The following is a 17,480-nucleotide window of genomic DNA, read 5'->3' as shown; positions in this document are numbered from 1 at the left end:
CTAAGCTTCCTTTCCATTAATAAAAATAATTTATGCAAATCCGTCACCTCTGCAATAATATTTATAACATATATCTGTTTCATAATCAATGATAAGATGCGATAACGTTGTCACATCACAGTATCTGTTCATCGTTAACTGTCTGATATTTCATAAAAAAAGCCTTGGACTATGCAGGATATCTGCCTCAGTATCTTAACAAAATGAAGATCCCGCGCTAAGGAATGACAACGTTATCGCACGAATATGGCTATATACATCGTTTTCAGCATTCGTCTGATAAAAAGGATCAATTACATACCCATTTCACATGATAACGTATCACCACCCGTAGTTATCTTTTGCTTTGCCTTTTTAGGAATTATATAACCGCCTTGCGGCACTCCGTAAAACCGAGCAGATTATATTAACATGATAAAAGCACGAGAAATATCACGGCACCGGACGTATCTTCGAGGACATTTCCAAACATTGGCAGTAAGCACAATTTGTTTTACAAATCACGGTTGTTATCTGCTTATTAACAAAACTGTTTCACCGTGTCTTTACTTTTATTGGAGAATGTGTTATAATAAGCGGTGGGATCGCATCATGATATCCCGAAAATACTGAGAATAGGAGAATTATCATGACTGATATCTCTAAAAAGTTCTGCGCTGCAGCTGCAGCTATGGCACTTGTTTTATCACAGACATCTGTATATGCATTTGCAGACAACAACGCACAGACAGTTCCTGCGGATGAGATCTTTTTCAACGCAGACGAGAATACCACCGCCGATGAAGATATCACCGAAAGCGTAGCTGCAACTGAAGAAGAAGACTACGCTGCCGGAGATTTAAATAACGACGGCAAGCTGAATATAACAGATGCTGCTAAGGTAGCGGCTTTCATCAAAGCAAAGATCAATCTGAACGATAAGGCACTGAAAGCAGCAGATATCAACGAAGACGGAAAGATAAACATCACCGATCTCAGCATAATGATAGCCGAGATCAAAGGCATAAGAGTGATGAACTGGCTGGAACTTCTTGAAACGGTCAGTGACAGCAGTATAGTTGCCAAAACAACCAGGTTCAGCAAACTTCCGGACATAGTATCCCTGCGAAGCATTGTAAAAGTTGACTGGACTGCTGTAAACGGTGTTGACGGTTACGATGTTGTGATCTCGGGTGCTGACCGTAGCGAAAAGTATCAGGTAAAGAGCAACAGTATAAACGTAAACGCACTGAGATGGTCAGATGACGATATCATCAACATAAAGGTGATGCCATATACATATTACAATACTGAAACAAGGCAGGGCGTAAAGAGCTTCAGCGACGGCTATGAGGGCAAGCTTTCAATAAAACCTGAAAACGTTACAGGACTTAAAGCAAAGTCAGAGCGCAACTATGTAAAGCTAAGCTGGAAGGCAGCTGCCGATGCGGATGTATATAATGTATACTACACCGTTAACGGTAAGGAGTCCTTCCACGGTCAGACCAGTGAGCTCAGCAGACAGATCAACGTACCTGCAAACAAGGACGTAAGTTTCAGGGTGCTTGCTGTAAACCTTATGGGCAAATCCTATGTTAATGCAGATAAGTCCGCTACTGCTAAGGTACACACTCTTCCCTACTACGCAAAAGCCGAAGCTGTACTTGACAAGGTAGGCTGGGATCTTCATAAGGCATTCAACTGGTGTATCATGCCATACGCTTACTATATCAACGGTGAATGGCTGCCGAGAGACGGTTCTCCCGGAATGGAATGGTATGCTGACAGAGGCTTTGACGCACACGAGGGCAACTGCTACGTTATGGCAGCGTGCTTCTGTGAGATGGCTAAGATGCTTGGATATGATGCACACCAGATATCAAGCGGAACACTTACAAGCAACGGTTTTGTCGATCATTCCTGGGTAGAGATAAAAAACTACAACGGTACAGGAAAGTCTTACATTTTTGACCCCGATTTCGAGAGCGAGCTTGGACGCAACGGATTTGCAATAAGCTACGGCGATAAGGGTACACTTATGTACGATATAAGCGGCTCGATAAAAAGAGTAATAATGAGTTGATACTATGGAGGTAAGTAAAATGAATAATATATTTATGAAGAAAGCATCTATCCTTGCAATTATAGCTGTAACAGCACTTTGCATGAGCGCCTGCGGAGATACATCCAAAAAGGACGAGTCCAAAAAGTCAGACACTTCTTCTGTGGCAGCTGCTAAGGAAGAAAGCAGTACAGTTGAGGAAGAAAATGAAGTAAAGGAATCGGCTGCCGAAGAGGAAAGCAAGGCTGAGGATGCTCCCGAAGCTAAAGAGGCTGCCGAGAAAGTAACAGTCGATTTTAACAACAATGTCGGTGTTGCTGTAACAAAGATACAGATCATGGACAGTGAAGGAAATGTACTCGATGATCTTTCCCTCGACAACGGAATGCTTACTACAGGATCTACCAAATCCTTCGAGATAACATCCGGCGATGATCTGACGGTAAGATATGGCACCGAAGACACTACTATATTTGACATGAAGGGTGTCAAGACAAGTGACCTCACTGAGATCATGCTCTGCCGTAATGTAAACGAACCTTCAGTTATATGCAAAACCAAGGATGGCGAAACAAGGACTATCGTTGGTTCTTATGTAGAGGGTTTTGAGTACACCGAGTTTATTAACGAAGACACTGAAACTAACTATGATGAGCCTGCATATGAGGAGCCCGTTAACGAAGAACCTTCTTATGAACAGCCTGCTTCCGAAGAACCGGTAAATGAAGAACCTGCACAGGATAATACCGATCAGGGCGGCTGCATAGGCGATGACGCTTTCACATTCTGATATGGTCAAGGACGCTGAAAAGAAAAGCAGGGTACTTTACTTCAGCCGTTTAAAGGCGCTTGCCTGCATCGCGGTGGTAGTTCTCCACGGCTGCTACATGGCAGGAGGTGCATTCGCAAGAGATAATATACAGCGCATGACAGTACTGTTCACAGTGCGCAATCTGATGTACTGGGCTGTGCCTGCATTCATGATGGTCAGCGGTGCGCTGATGCTGGATGAAAAGCGAAAGACAGATATTAAAAAGGTCTTCGGTAAATACCTGCCAAGGATGCTTATAGCCCTGTTCGCATTTGGTATCATCTTCGCGGTGTATGACCACGCTGTGTATCAGAAGGATTTTGTCCCGTCACATCTTTGGGAAGGTGTACGTCACGCGGTGTTCGATACTTTCACCGAAAACGGCATGAGCTGGTCACACACATGGTATCTCTACCTTATGATATCATTTTACCTGATGCTGCCTGTATACCGCATCATTACCAGATCGGCTGACAAAAAGGAGCTTATGTATCTGCTGGGAGTGCTGTTCGCGGCAAATTCAGCTATAACGGCTGCAAAGACGGCACTGGGCTGTAATACACTGGTGTTCAGCATATTCACGGGAACAATATTCCCGCTGTTCTTCTTCCTTGGATATGCCATACACAGCGGAAAGGTGAAGATCGGAAATGTGCTGAGTATCGTGTTCATACTCATCGGTGCGGCGGGTATGATAATAATGACCTACTACCGTCTGCACACTGATGACCCGGTAATGGCTGATCGCATAAAGAACATCGCAGATCAGTATTTTGCACCGCACACGGTACTTGCATCTGCCGGAGTATTTGCGCTGTTCAAGTCAACAGACAAAGGCAAAGAGATACCGGTGCTAGACAAACTGGCGGCTGAGATCGACAAATGCTCATTCGGTATATATCTTATCCATATGGTAGTTTACAAGCATATATTTGCAGTAATGAAGTTTGACCCATTCGCTCACGGAGGCGCAGGGATGCTTATACTTGTGATGCTTGCGGCATTCATCATTTCATATGCCATAACAAGAGTACTTAAATTTGTACCGTTTATAAAAAATATCATATAAACAGTAATGCGGAGGAAGCCAAACGCTTTCCTCCGCATTTTTTAGTATGCGATCAAAGATTTGTATATCCCATCAGGAACCTGTCCACCTCTGCAGCACAGTCCCTTCCCTCACGTATAGCACGTACTACCAGCGACTGACCAATGTGCATATCACCTGCAGTGAACACCTTTTCAGCACTTGATGCAAAACTGCCTTCTGCGGTGCTGACGTTGGTGCGTACATTCAGTTCAACACCGAATGCATCAGCAATATAGCTCTGGCAGCCCGTGAAACCTGCGGCAATAAGACAAAGCTGACAAGGTATGACCTGTTCGCTGCCCTCTACTTCAACAAGCACTCTCCTTCCGTCCTTGTTTTCAAATCTAACCTTTACTGTCTTTATTGCTTCCAGTTCTCCGTTATCGTTCTTTATGAACTCCTTGACTGTAGTTTCATAGATACGCGGGTCACTGCCGAATACCGCGATAGCTTCCTCCTGACCGTAGTCGGTCTTGCATACTCTGGGGTACTCGGGGAAAGGGTTATTTGCAGCACGGGTATCAGGGAGCTTCGGCATCATTTCAAGCTGGGTGACTGACTTACAGCCGTGGCGCACAGCTGTACCTACACAGTCGTTGCCTGTATCACCGCCTCCGATCACGACAACGTCCTTATCCTTAGCGGAGATATAGCTACCGTCTTTAAGATCCGAATCCAATAGGCTCTTTGTTGTGGCTTTCAGGAAATCAACTGCAAAGTGGATACCATTTGCATCACGTCCTGCTGCTGTGATATCCCTGGGCTGGGAGGAACCGCAGGCGAGGATAACAGCATCGTAGTCTGCCAGTATCTCATCGGCTGAGATATCAATGCCCACATCGCAGCTTGTGCGTATCTCAACACCTTCCAGCTCCATAAGTGCAGTTCTGCGTGTAACGATATCCTTTTCAAGCTTCATGTTCGGTATACCGTACATAAGCAGACCGCCTGCACGGTCGCTCCTTTCAAATACGGTAACGTTATGTCCGCGCCTGTTGAGTGAATCAGCAGCTGCCAGACCCGAGGGACCCGAGCCGATGACAGCTATCTTTTTGCCGCTCCTGTTCAGAGGAATACGCGGCTTGATAAGCCCTGTGGAGAAACCATTTTCGATAATAGCCTTCTCATTCTCTCTTACTGTGACCGGATCATCGTGTATGCCGCATATACAAGCCTTTTCACAAAGAGCCGGACATACTCTTGAAGTAAACTCGGGAAAGTTGTTAGTCTCAAGCAGACGCATGAGTGCCTGTTCTTTTTTGCCTCGGTAAAGCAGTTCATTCCATTCGGGTATCAGATTATTAAGTGGACAACCCGATATCATACCACCTATGAGCTTACCGTTCTGACAGAACGGCACACCACAGTCCATACAGCGTGCCGCCTGCTCACAGCGGTGCTCAGCACTTATCTCCGTGTGGAATTCATTGAAGTCCTTTATCCTGTCCAGCGGAGTACGCGCTGCTGTCTCCGCCCTGTTATATTCCAGAAATCCTGTCGGTTTACCCATCTTACTTACACCTGTCCTTTGCTTGTTACCGCATAGAATGCTTCTATCTCTGCCTGTTCGCGGTTCATGCCCTTTTCTTCACATACAGATATCGCCTTATTTATCTTAGCATAGTCATGGGGGACTATTTTCTTGAACAGCGGCAGATATTCATCAAAACTGTCAAGTATGCGCTTCGCCTTTTGTGAACCTGTCGCTTCATGATGCTGAGCAATAAGATCTTTCAGCAGACCGATATCATACTTTTCACTGACACTTTCAAGAGATACCTGAGCCTTGTTCAGCCTCATATAAAGATCTCTGTCCTCATCGAGAACAAATGCTGTTCCGCCTGACATACCTGCAGCAAAGTTCTTGCCTGTTCTTCCGAGTATTACAGCTGCACCGCCTGTCATATACTCACAGCCGTGGTCTCCCACGCCTTCACAAACCGCATACGCGCCTGAATTTCTTACGCAGAAACGCTCGCCTGCGACACCGCTGATGAACGCCTTGCCCGATGTAGCACCATAAAGCGCAACATTTCCTGCGATGATATTATCCTCTGTCTTAAAGGCTGAATTCTTTGGAGGAAAGACTATAAGTTTGCCGCCTGAAAGACCCTTGCCGAAGTAGTCATTTGCATCACCGCAAAGTTCCAGTGTCAGACCCTTGGGTATGAATGCACCAAAACTCTGACCGCCGCTGCCTGTGCAATGTACGGTATATGTATCATCTTCAAGAGAGTGGTCGCCCCATTTTTCGGTTATCATGGAGCCGAAAAGCGTACCGAATGCACGGTCTGTGTTCCTGACTTCCAGGCTGACAGATTTCTTCGCACCGGTTTTAAGTGATGCTTTCAGTTTCTTGGCAAGAACTGTTTCGTCTGCAGTTTCCTCCAACTTGAAATCATAAACGCAGTTCTTATCAAAGTGTGCTGCGCTGTCATTGTCAGCAAAGAGGATATTTGTGAAGTCGATATTACAGTCAGCAGACTTATGAAGAAGGTCTGTTCTGCCGATAAGCTCATCAACTGTGCGCACGCCAAGCCTTGACATATACTCTCTTAGCTCCTGCGCGATAAAATGCATAAAGTTTACAACATACTCAGGCTTGCCTGCAAAACGTTTTCTAAGTTCGGGATTCTGTGTAGCTATACCCATAGGGCAGGTGTCTTTATCGCACACTCTCATCATAACGCAGCCCATGGTTATCAGAGGAGCTGTAGCAAAACCAAATTCCTCAGCACCAAGCATAGCCGCAATAAGCACATCTCTGCCTGTCATCAGCTTGCCGTCGGTTTCAAGTCTTACGCGGGAACGCAGACCGTTCATGATAAGTGTCTGGTGCACCTCAGCCAGACCCATCTCCCATGGCAGACCGGCACTGTAAATTGAGCTCTTTGGTGCAGCGCCCGTACCGCCGTCATAGCCTGAAATAAGTATTACCTCAGCACCTGCCTTTGCAACACCTGCGGCTACTGTGCCCACACCTGCCTCTGCTACCAGCTTTACGCTGATGCGTGCGCGGCGGTTGGCATTTTTAAGGTCATAGATCAGCTGTGCAAGATCTTCTATAGAATAGATATCATGATGCGGAGGAGGTGAGATAAGCCCAACACCTGCAGTTGAATGTCGGGTCTTTGCTATCCAGGGGTATACCTTCTTTGCAGGCAGATGACCGCCCTCACCTGGTTTAGCACCCTGCGCCATCTTTATCTGTATCTCATCAGCGGATACCAGATATTCTCCTGTAACACCAAAACGTCCCGATGCTACCTGTTTGATGGCTGAGCATTTCTTTGAAGCAAGTCTTTCTGGGCTTTCGCCGCCCTCACCCGAATTAGAACGTCCGCCGATGCTGTTCATTGCCTGTGCCAGACATTCGTGTGCCTCCTGAGATATTGAGCCATAGGACATAGCACCTGTCTTGAAACGTCTGCATATACTTTCAACGCTCTCTACTTCATCTATGGGTACAGGCTCACAGCTGTCAAAATCGATATCGAGCAGACTTCTCAGTGTGAGCTTCTTGTCCTCACGCTCGAAGCAGGCTGTGTACTTTTTGAAAGTATCATAGTTGTTGTTCCAAACCGCCTGCTGGAGAAGATGTATGGTTTCAGGTGTGTAGAGATGCTCTGTCTTGCCCGAACGCAGCTTGTGACTGCCAAGGCTCGCTATGCCGTTATCGTTATTGAGTCCCAGCGGATCAAATGCGGCTGAGTGGAGCTTCTCGGTACGGCGGCTGATATCAGCAAGAGTTATTCCGCCGATACGGCTGACTGTTCCCCTGAAATAGCGTTCTATTAATTCATCGGATATGCCCACAGCCTCGAACAGCTTACTGCCCTGATACGACTGGATAGTGGAGATACCCATCTTTGAGGCTATCTTTACAATACCATGAAGGACTGCACTGTTGTAGTCGTCCTCAGCTGCATAGAAATCTTTGTCCAGCATCTTATCCTCGATGAGTTCATGGATAGTTTCATGTGCAAGATAAGGATCGACCGCACAGGCACCATAGCCCAGCAGTGCTGCAAAGTGATGTACCTCACGGGGCTCAGCGCTTTCAAGAATAAGCGCTACTGCTGTCCTCTTCTTGGTGGATACGAGATGCTGCTGGAGTGCGGCTACTGCAAGCAGAGAGGGTATAGCACAGTGATACTCATCAACTCCCCTGTCAGAGAGGATAAGTATATTAGCGCCGTTGCGGTAAGCGCGGTCAGCTTCTATGAAAAGACGTTCTATAGCTTTTTCCAGCTTCGTTCCGATATAATATATGATCGGTATCACAGCAGAACGCAGACCATCGCTGTCCAGCTTCTTGATCTTCAGCATATCAGTTTCGGTAAGTATGGGATGTTCTATCTTCAGAACGTGACAATTCTCAGGCTTTTCCTCAAGAATATTGCCGTCTTCACCGATATAGACGCTGGTATCAGTTACTATCTCCTCTCTGATAGCATCAAAGGGCGGATTGGTCACCTGCGCAAAGCTCTGTCTGAAATAATTGAACAAAGGAGGGTCATTCTTGTCAAGTGGAGGCAGAGGCAGGTCAGCACCCATAGATGCTATAGGCTCAGTGCCGTTTTCAGCCATAGGCAGTATACTGCCGTTTATATCCTCATAGGAATACCCGAAAGCCTTCTGCATACGGGTCAGTTCTTCGCGGTCATAGGTGCTGACGTGCTTGTGGGCATATGAAGATCATGTAGCTTTACTAGCTGTGAATCAAGCCACTCACCGTAAGGCTGACGTGTTGCAAAATAGGACTTCAGTTCATCATCATCAATAAGCCTTCCCTGTTTAGTATCAACAAGCAGCATTTTTCCGGGACGAAGTCTGTCCTTGCTTACTATATTTTCGGGAGGGATATCTATACATCCTGTTTCTGAGGACAGCACAAGAAAACCGTCTGAGGTCACACAGTAACGCGAAGGACGCAGACCGTTACGATCCAGTACAGCGCCCATCATCTCGCCGTCGGAGAATATAATGGAAGCAGGACCGTCCCAGGGTTCCATCATAGTTGCATAGTACTGATAAAAATCGTACTTCTCCTTGGATATGCTCCTATCATTTTTCCAGGGTTCGGGTATGGTTATCATAACCGCAAGAGGCAGTGGCATACCGGACATAACCATGAATTCCAGTGCATTATCCAGCCTTGCGGAGTCGGAACCATCTGCATTGATAGCGGGTAAAATTTTGTACATATCGTCCTTGAAAGCCTCACAGGACATGGTTTCTTCACGCGCCAGCATCTTATCTGCATTACCCGTAATGGTATTTATCTCACCGTTATGTACGATCATTCTGTTAGGATGCGCTTTCTGCCATGATGGTATGGTGTTGGTAGAGAAACGTGAGTGTACCATAGCAATTGCAGAAACAAAGTCCTCACTTGCAAGATCGGTATAGAAACGTCTGAGTTCATGCACCAGGAACATACCCTTGTATACCACTGTTCTGCTTGAAAGTGAACATACATAGGTACTCTCCGCACTCTGCTCGAATATCCTTCTTGTAACATACAGCCTGCGCTCAAATTCCATACCTGCGGCACAGTCTTCGGGACGCTTTACAAAGCACTGCATGATACAGGGCATACTGTCAAGGGCTTTCTGACCAAGTATATCAGGTGATGAGGGAACATCACGCCAGCCAAGTACCTCTATACCGTTCTTCCCTGCGATTATCTCGAACAGGTTAATTGCCTGATTCCTTTTCAGCTCGTTCTGTGGCAGGAAAAACATACCTACAGCAAAATCGCCCTCACCGCCGATATCGAAACCAAGTTTCCGGCATTCCCGACGGTACAGATCGTATGGTATCTGTGAAAGTATACCGACACCGTCACCAGTTTTGCCCTCCGCATCTTTACCAGCGCGGTGTTCCAGCTTCTCAACGATAGTCAGTGCATCATCCACAACTCTTCTCGATCTGATGCCCCTGATGTTGACGACCGCACCTATGCCGCAGTTGTCATGCTCAAACTCGCTGCGGTAAAGTCCGCCGCGAAATGAATTTTTGGATTCTTGTTCCTTCATACGATAACACCTCTGCATAAATAAAAAGACGCTCACGCAAGGGCACTATGCCCTTGTATGAACGTCCTTGTTCGTTTATTATTCTAACATATGCAATTGATTATGTCAATAGCTTTCATCAAGATTTATTGCAATATACGAAATGAAATCCTGCAAAAACCAAACATTTATAATTTTTCACAAATCAAATATCAGCCAAGCAGCTTCAGCAGTCTTGCGGCTGCCTCCTCGGTATCCTCGGGACTTCCGAAGGTTGAGAATCTGAAATAACCCTCACCGCATTTGCCGAAGCCCTCACCGGGAGTACCTACTATCTGCGCTTTATGCAGGAGCAGGTCAAAGAAATCCCAGCTGCCCATTTTATCTGGGCATTCCATCCAGATATACGGCGCATTCTTTCCGCCAGTGTACCATATACCCAGCTTGTCCAACGCTTTCATCAGCACCTTTGCATTGTTCTTGTATACTGCGATATTCTCACGGATCTGCTTCTGTCCCTCCGGAGTGAATACAGCCGATCCGCCCTTCTGGATGATATATGATACACCGTTCGTCTTGGTGGTTCGGTTTCTTACCCACATACGGTTGAAGTTCATGCATAACCTTTCGAGGTCATGTGGTATAACAGTATATCCAAGTCTTGTGCCCGTGAATCCAGCTGTTTTTGAAAGCGAGCATATCTCTATGGCACAGGTGCGTGCACCATCTATCTCGAATATGGATCTCGGCAGATCCTCGTCCTCGATGAATGCTTCATAAGCTGCATCAAAGAGTATCACAGAACCGTTCCTGTTTGCGAAATCCACCCATGCCTTCAGTTGTTCTTTGCTGAACACGGCACCCGTAGGATTGTTCGGAGAACATATATATATCAGATCAGCCTTGGTACTGTCATCCGGCAGCGGCAGGAATCCGTTCTCACGACCCGAAGGAAGATGAACTATCTTTCTTCCGCCCATTATATTTGCATCAACGTAAGCGGGGTAAGCAGGTTCGATTATCAGGGAGCTGTTCTCTCTGTCAAAAAGGTCAAGTATATCTCCCAGCTCATCAGAAGCACCGCTTGATACAAATACTTCATCGTCAGCAAGCTGAACTCCCCTGGCACGGTAATGCTCAGCTATTGCGTTACGCAGGAAAGGTGCACCGCATTCCGGCATATATCCGTTGAATTTCGATTTATCAGCCTGATCCTCGGCAGCCTCGTGCAGCGCCTTTATAACAGCATCACACAACGGCAGCGAAACGTCGCCTATACCCATTCTGTACAGGTGTGTACCTTCATTTTCTTCAAGATATTTCTTAGTTTTCTGGGCGATATTGTAGAACAGATAGCTGTCTTTAAGTTCGCCGTAAAACATATTTGGTCTAAGCATTGTTATCCTCCTTTTTTATCACAGCAGATACAAATCCTGCAAACAGCGGATGCGGACGGTTGGGGCGGCTCTTGAATTCGGGATGATACTGCACACCAACATAGAAATCCCTGTCTGTCAGCTCAACTGTTTCAACCAGCTCACCGTCGGGTGAAAGTCCGCTGAGGACCAGTCCTCCCTTTTCAAGGGTATCGCGATAGCTGTTGTTCACCTCGTAGCGGTGACGATGTCTTTCGCTTATCTCATCGGAACCGTAACAGCGCTCCATAGTAGTACCCTGCTTTATCTTACATGGGTATGCTCCAAGGCGCAGCGTACCGCCCTTAGGTGCCGAACTGCTCTGGTCGGGCATGAAGTCGATGACCTTGTTTTTGCACAGTTCGTCAAACTCACCCGAATCAGCATCCGCGATACCACAGACATTTCTTGCGTACTCAATTACGGCTATCTGCATACCCAGACATATACCGAAGAACGGCATATCGTTCTCTCGTGCATACCTTACAGCCTCTATCATGCCCTTTATGCCTCTGGTACCAAATCCGCCGGGAACGATTATACCATTTACTTCAGCAAGGATCTCAGCAACATTGGCTTCGGTTATCTTTTCCGAATCTATCCAGCGTATATCTATATTCACACCGCAGGAATATCCCGCATGACGCAGTGCTTCAGCAACTGAAAGATAAGCATCGTGGAGCTCGGTGTACTTGCCCACAAGACCTATCCTTACAGTCTTGTCGATACTCTTGATCCTCTCTACCAAAGCTTTCCATTCACCCGTAGCGGATGGCTTCGCATCTATTCCCAGTCTGTCGCATACCACCTGTGAGAAATTGGAGCTTTCCAGCATCAGCGGTGCTTCGTACAAACATGGCAGCGTTATGTTCTCGATGACACATTCGGGCTTCACGTTGCAGAACATAGCTATCTTGTGGAATATCTGCTCCTCCAGGGGTCTGTCGCACCTCAGCACTATTATGTCGGGATTGATGCCCATGCCCTGCAATTCCTTTACGGAGTGTTGTGTCGGCTTGGATTTATGTTCATCCGAACCGCTGAGAAAAGGGACTAATGTAACGTGTATGAACAGACTGTTCTCTCTGCCGACTTCAAGGGATATTTGTCTTACAGCTTCAAGGAAAGGCTGTGATTCGATATCACCGATAGTTCCGCCGATCTCTGTTATTATAACATCAGCATCAGTCTTTTTTCCCACACTGTATACGAAGTCCTTTATCTCATTAGTGATGTGTGGGATCACCTGGACCGTCGAACCAAGATACTCTCCCCGCCTCTCCTTGTTGAGAACGTTCCAGTAAACCTTGCCTGTGGTGAGGTTCGAGTATTTATTCAGATCCTCGTCGATGAATCTTTCGTAATGACCAAGATCAAGATCAGTTTCCGCGCCGTCCTCAGTTACATACACCTCGCCGTGCTGGTACGGACTCATGGTACCCGGATCAACATTTATGTAAGGATCAAGCTTCTGTGCTGCCACCAGCAGTCCCCTGTCTTTCAGAAGTCTGCCAAGTGATGCCGCGGTTATGCCCTTGCCAAGACCCGATACAACGCCGCCCGTCACGAAAATATACTTTCTCATCATAAAACCTCCCAAAAAAGCAAAAAAAGACAACAATGCCCGAAGAATAACTCCGAACATCATTGTCCTCAAATATCTGTAATATTATAACTCATAATCCCGAATTTGTCAAGTAGTGCAAGAAAATTTTTCTTCCGCCGAAGATAAGTCTTACAAAAATACCGGTAATACTGCCGATAAACTCGCCCTGTGAAATATGATATGCTTTCGTTTTTACAATCGATATTATAAAATACAGATATTAAAAACTTATTGATATCTGTAATATATCAAAAAATTAACCTTCAAATAGATTAAGAATTTTCTTGACAAGAAATATTGACCGTGCTATAATTTTTAACAATAAAGACAGCTTACACTAAATCAAGCAATTATATTGATATTTTTAAGACACATCACCATATTAGATCAATTTTTGTTTTAAAACAGCTCAGTGCATTATTGTGGTATATAATAATATTATCATATATATCACCAAATTCCAGTAAATAATAGAAAACTGCAAACGTAAATCAAAGGATCTCGTTTGCTGTAATATATAAATAAGAACGGGAGGAATAAGAAATGTCAAGACCAAAACCGATAACCCAAAGACTACTGTCAGTATTGTCATCAGCGGCACTTGCAGCATCCTGTATGGCAGCCGCTTGCGGAGAGATGCCTGTGACAACTGCACACGCTCTTGAAACAGGACAGGTAGCTAACCCAATAATATGGGCAGATGTTCCCGACCCTGATATAATAAGGGTCGGTGATACTTACTATATGGTAAGTACTACCATGTACTTCAGCCCCGGCGTGCCTGTTATGAAATCGAAAGACCTTGTATCATGGGAGATATGCTCCTATGTTTATGATACCATGGCTGACGGTGCTAAGCAGACGCTTTCAAACGGCCAGCATGACTATTCTCACGGTTCATGGGCTGCAAGTCTGAGATATCACAAAGGAACGTTCTTTGTATTTTTCGGAAGCTACGGCACGAACAAGTCATATATTTACAAGACAAATGATATCGAGAACGGCAGCTGGACAAAAAGTGAGATAAGCGGTATGTACCATGATGCTTCTATCCTTTTCGATGACGACGGAAGAAACTATCTCGTTTACGGCGGCGACGGCAATATCAAGATCAAGGAGCTCAACTCACAGATGACAGGATTTGCATACGGCGCACAGGAGCGTACTATCATCAGGACAGGTCTTTCGGGACTTGCGGGCGAGGGCGCTCATGTACAGAAAATAAACGGCTGGTACTACGTATTCCTTATAGCATGGCCAAGCGGCAGCAAAAGGATCGAACTTTGCTACCGCAGCAAGAGCCTTACCGGAACTTTTGAAGGCAAGACCGTACTTGATTCGGGACTCGGCACCTACGGTTCAGGAGTGGCTCAGGGCGGTATAGTAGATACACCCGACGGTGATTGGTACGGACTTCTTTTCCAGGATCATGGTGCGGTCGGACGTATACCTGTTCTTGTCCCTGTTACTTGGCAGAACGACTGGCCGATCATGGGTGTAAACGGCAAAGCACCTGTAGTACTGGATATTCCCGGTGATCACAAAGGCACACAGCTTGCCGTGGATGACGAATTTGTTTACAGCAATAATAAGCTTAAACCTGAATGGCAGTGGAACCATAACCCTGACAACAGGTACTGGTCCCTTACCGAAAGACCGGGCTGGCTGCGCCTTAAAAACGGTTACACAGCAAAAAGCATAATGAATGCCAGAAATACACTGACCATGAGAACAGAAGGTCCCTCCTGTTCCGGCATTATAAAAATGGATGTATCCAATATGAAACCGGGCGACTATGCAGGTCTTTCAGCTTTCCAGTATAACTACGGAAATATAGGAGTGCGTATTACAGACAGCGGTGAAAAAAAGATCTACATGGCTACAAATGGCAATTACGGTGGAAACGATGTAATGAACAGCGCTGACAAGATACAGGAAGAAGTATCATTCAGCGGAAGTACTGTATTTTTAAAAACAGAATTTCAGTTCAATACCGTTGACGGAAATTATAACGTATCCAACAACATAGACAAGGTTAATTTTTATTACTCTCTTGACGGTATATCATGGAAAAAGATAGGCAGTCAGCTGAGTATGACTTATGATCTAAAACTTTTCACAGGATACAGAAATGCTATATTCAGCTACGCTACAAAGTCAACAGGCGGTTTCGTTGATGTTGACTATTTTGACTATGAACGCGCTGAGTGGAATCCGCCTTCCGTAGTTGAACCTGATGCGGACGGCTACCTGCTCCATGATACTTTTGAAAACGGCATTGGTAAATGGTCTGCAAGAGGCGGCTGTACAGCTGCTGTAAGCACTGATTCAAAATACAGCGGATCATACTCATTAAGTCTTTCGGAAAGAACTGCAGCATGGAACGGCGGAATGAGATCATTGAGCACCAATATATTCGTACCGGGCAAAAGCTATGCGTTCAGCGCCTGCTTTATAAATCGGGAAGGTCCTGACACTGCAGAATTCAAGCTCACATTACAGTACGATCTGAACGGTCAGACAAATTATGACAAGATAGCTCAGGAAACAGGCGACCGCGGCAAGTATGTACAGCTTTACAATTCTTCATATACTATCCCATCCGGTGCTACTAATCTTGTGCTGGTAGCTGAGACCACCGAGGAGAACTGTGATTTCTATATTGATGAAGTTATAGCTGCTCCCGCCGGGACAAAGATAGATGCACCTTCCGCATCAGTATCACAAGGAAACACTTCCGGAACCGAAACAAGCAGCTACATTTTCCATGATACTTTTGAAAACGGTACAGATGACTGGTCTGCAAGAGGCGGATGCACAGCTGCTGCAAGCTCCTCTGCCAAGTATAAAGGCTCCAAATCACTCAGCCTTTCGGGAAGGAGCGGAGCATGGAACGGCGGACAGAAGTCCCTGAGCACAAGTGCATTCGTACCGGGCAAGAGCTACACATTCAGTGCCTGCTTTGCAAATCTTGAAGGTTCAGACACCACTGAGTTCAAACTAACATTACAGTACGACCTGAACGGCGAAACGAAATATGACAAGATAGCACAAGCTTATGCCGACCGAGGAAAGTTCGTACAACTGTACAATCCTTCGTACACTATCCCAAGCGGTGCCGAGAATCTTGTTCTCGTGGCAGAAACCACACAGGAGCTTTGTGATTTCTATATAGATGAGATCATTGCTGCTCCTGCAGGCACTAAGATAAACAGATCTGCAGCACCCGTAACAGGCGATGTTGATCTTGACGGAAATATCACGATAAAGGATCTTATAGAACTCAAAAAAGGCATGATCAGGGGTATAAACAACAGTGCTTCAAAATACAATGCTGATATAGACCGCAGCGGTGCTGTTGATGAAAACGACGAAGCCCTGCTCAGGTCATATCTTCTGGGTGAGATCAAAGAATTTCCTGTAATAAACACACATCTTTCAATGAAGGATTTCACCGCAAAGGTCCAGAACGGTATAGTTGAAAAAGAGCCTGATTCAGCAAATAGTTCAAAGAATGGTGTAGCTTACGGTGAGATACTGAAAAAGAGCTACTATTCGACCACCTGCAACAGACAAAAGGACGTAAATATCCTTCTGCCCCCGAACTATGATCCCAACAAGCAATATCCCGTAATGTACATCCTTCACGGCTACTATGAGGGTATCGACAGAATGCTCACAAAAGGAAATGCCGATATGCATACCCGCGAAATGATAGGAAATGCTATTGCAGAAGGAGCAGCCAAGGAAATGATCTGCGTATTCCCTGATGTATTCTCAAGTCCTACCCTGAGATCCTGTACAGGTATGGATGAAACAAACAATCAGGCATACGATAACTTCATAAACGATCTGACCAAGGATCTTATGCCATATATTGCGAAAAATTTCAGTATCAAAACAGGTCAGGACAATACTGCTATCACAGGCTTCTCAATGGGCGGACGTGAATCGCTCCTGATCGGAATGAAGCGCCCCGACTTATTCGGCTACATCGGTGCGATATGCCCTGCTCCCGGAGTATCAGGTTCATTCAGATGGAGCGGTGATGATCAGCCCTACTTCCTGATGATAACTGCCGGCAGCGACGATAAGACCGTTTATGACAATCCCAAAAACTACCACTCCAGCTTTGAAAAGAATGGTGTGCCTCATATATGGCACTATGTAAACGGCGGCTATCACGGAGATAACTGTATAAGAGCTCACCTCTATAACTTCTTCCGCATAGCTTTCAAGAACTGATACTGTTTCAAATGATAAAAAGCTCTGACTCATTTTGTCGGAGGTAAGCGTAAAATAAACCGCGTCCCATAAAAAACTCACCCCTGCCCGTGATTTTTCCGAGCAGGGGTTTGATCATTCCACGCATATAAACTTGAGGTTTTTATCAACATACTTGATCATTGTATACGCCGGCGTGTGAGAACCACCTGCACGGTGTTTCAGAGCCAGTCTGCCGCTGTTTGAGAGCCACCTTGCCAGACATGAGAGCCA

At 45.7% G+C, this 17,480-nt stretch carries 7 protein-coding genes and 1 pseudogene; 4 read left to right on the top strand and 4 right to left on the bottom strand.

Features of this window, described 5'->3' with window-relative positions:
• Positions 1–628 precede the first annotated feature (628 nt).
• The 3 genes from RUMAL_RS20700 to RUMAL_RS07595 are packed head-to-tail and all read left to right on the top strand — an operon-like array spanning position 629 to position 3,921.
• The gene (locus RUMAL_RS20700) at positions 629–2,062 is read left to right on the top strand and encodes a dockerin type I domain-containing protein (RefSeq protein ID WP_013498158.1); all 1,434 of its coding nucleotides are present in this window, start codon (positions 629–631) and stop codon (positions 2,060–2,062) included.
• A gap of 19 nt (positions 2,063–2,081) precedes the next feature.
• A complete protein-coding gene (locus RUMAL_RS07600) occupies positions 2,082–2,831 on the top strand; it encodes a hypothetical protein (protein WP_013498157.1) in 750 nt (249 codons plus the stop codon).
• Entirely contained in the window at positions 2,812–3,921 is a 1,110-nt protein-coding gene (locus tag RUMAL_RS07595; RefSeq protein ID WP_013498156.1) for an acyltransferase, read from the top strand. The genes RUMAL_RS07600 and RUMAL_RS07595 overlap by 20 nt, the downstream gene beginning before the upstream one ends.
• A 52-nt stretch (positions 3,922–3,973) precedes the next feature.
• Here RUMAL_RS07595 and RUMAL_RS07590 read toward each other — a convergent pair whose 3' ends face one another.
• The 4 genes and pseudogenes from RUMAL_RS07590 to RUMAL_RS07575 form a co-directional block, all read right to left on the bottom strand.
• Entirely contained in the window at positions 3,974–5,452 is a 1,479-nt protein-coding gene (locus RUMAL_RS07590) for a glutamate synthase subunit beta (RefSeq protein ID WP_013498155.1), read from the bottom strand.
• A gap of 5 nt (positions 5,453–5,457) precedes the next feature.
• Positions 5,458–9,983 (bottom strand): annotated as a pseudogene (gene gltB, locus RUMAL_RS07585) (glutamate synthase large subunit).
• 191 nt (positions 9,984–10,174) lie between these two features.
• Positions 10,175–11,359 carry an LL-diaminopimelate aminotransferase gene (locus tag RUMAL_RS07580; RefSeq protein WP_013498154.1) on the bottom strand — a complete coding sequence of 395 codons (1,185 nt, stop codon included), beginning with the start codon at positions 11,357–11,359 and terminating at the stop codon, positions 10,175–10,177.
• Positions 11,352–12,962, bottom strand: a complete 1,611-nt coding sequence (locus RUMAL_RS07575; protein ID WP_028504368.1) for a CTP synthase — start codon at positions 12,960–12,962, stop codon at positions 11,352–11,354. Before RUMAL_RS07575 ends, RUMAL_RS07580 begins: the two co-directional genes overlap by 8 nt.
• Positions 12,963–13,526: 564 nt before the next feature.
• Here RUMAL_RS07575 and RUMAL_RS20695 point away from each other — a divergent pair.
• Positions 13,527–17,228, top strand: coding sequence for a carbohydrate binding domain-containing protein (locus RUMAL_RS20695; RefSeq protein ID WP_013498152.1), 3,702 nt, complete (start codon positions 13,527–13,529; stop codon positions 17,226–17,228).
• Positions 17,229–17,480 lie beyond the last annotated feature (252 nt).

Origin of the sequence: Ruminococcus albus 7 = DSM 20455 (assembly GCF_000179635.2) — a bacterium.
Taxonomy (GTDB): domain Bacteria; phylum Bacillota; class Clostridia; order Oscillospirales; family Ruminococcaceae; genus Hominimerdicola; species Hominimerdicola alba.
This window is presented reverse-complemented; position numbering and strand designations above follow the sequence as displayed.

Excerpts from the sequence above, each read along its gene's own strand:
- RUMAL_RS20700 (WP_013498158.1), top strand. The coding sequence starts at position 629 with ATGACTGATATCTCTAAAAAGTTCTGCGCTGCAGCTGCAGCTATGGCA.
- RUMAL_RS07600 (WP_013498157.1), top strand. The coding sequence starts at position 2,082 with ATGAATAATATATTTATGAAGAAAGCATCTATCCTTGCAATTATAGCT.
- RUMAL_RS07595 (WP_013498156.1), top strand. The coding sequence starts at position 2,812 with ATGACGCTTTCACATTCTGATATGGTCAAGGACGCTGAAAAGAAAAGC.
- RUMAL_RS07590 (WP_013498155.1), bottom strand. The coding sequence starts at position 5,452 with ATGGGTAAACCGACAGGATTTCTGGAATATAACAGGGCGGAGACAGCA.
- RUMAL_RS07580 (WP_013498154.1), bottom strand. The coding sequence starts at position 11,359 with ATGCTTAGACCAAATATGTTTTACGGCGAACTTAAAGACAGCTATCTG.
- RUMAL_RS07575 (WP_028504368.1), bottom strand. The coding sequence starts at position 12,962 with ATGAGAAAGTATATTTTCGTGACGGGCGGCGTTGTATCGGGTCTTGGC.
- RUMAL_RS20695 (WP_013498152.1), top strand. The coding sequence starts at position 13,527 with ATGTCAAGACCAAAACCGATAACCCAAAGACTACTGTCAGTATTGTCA.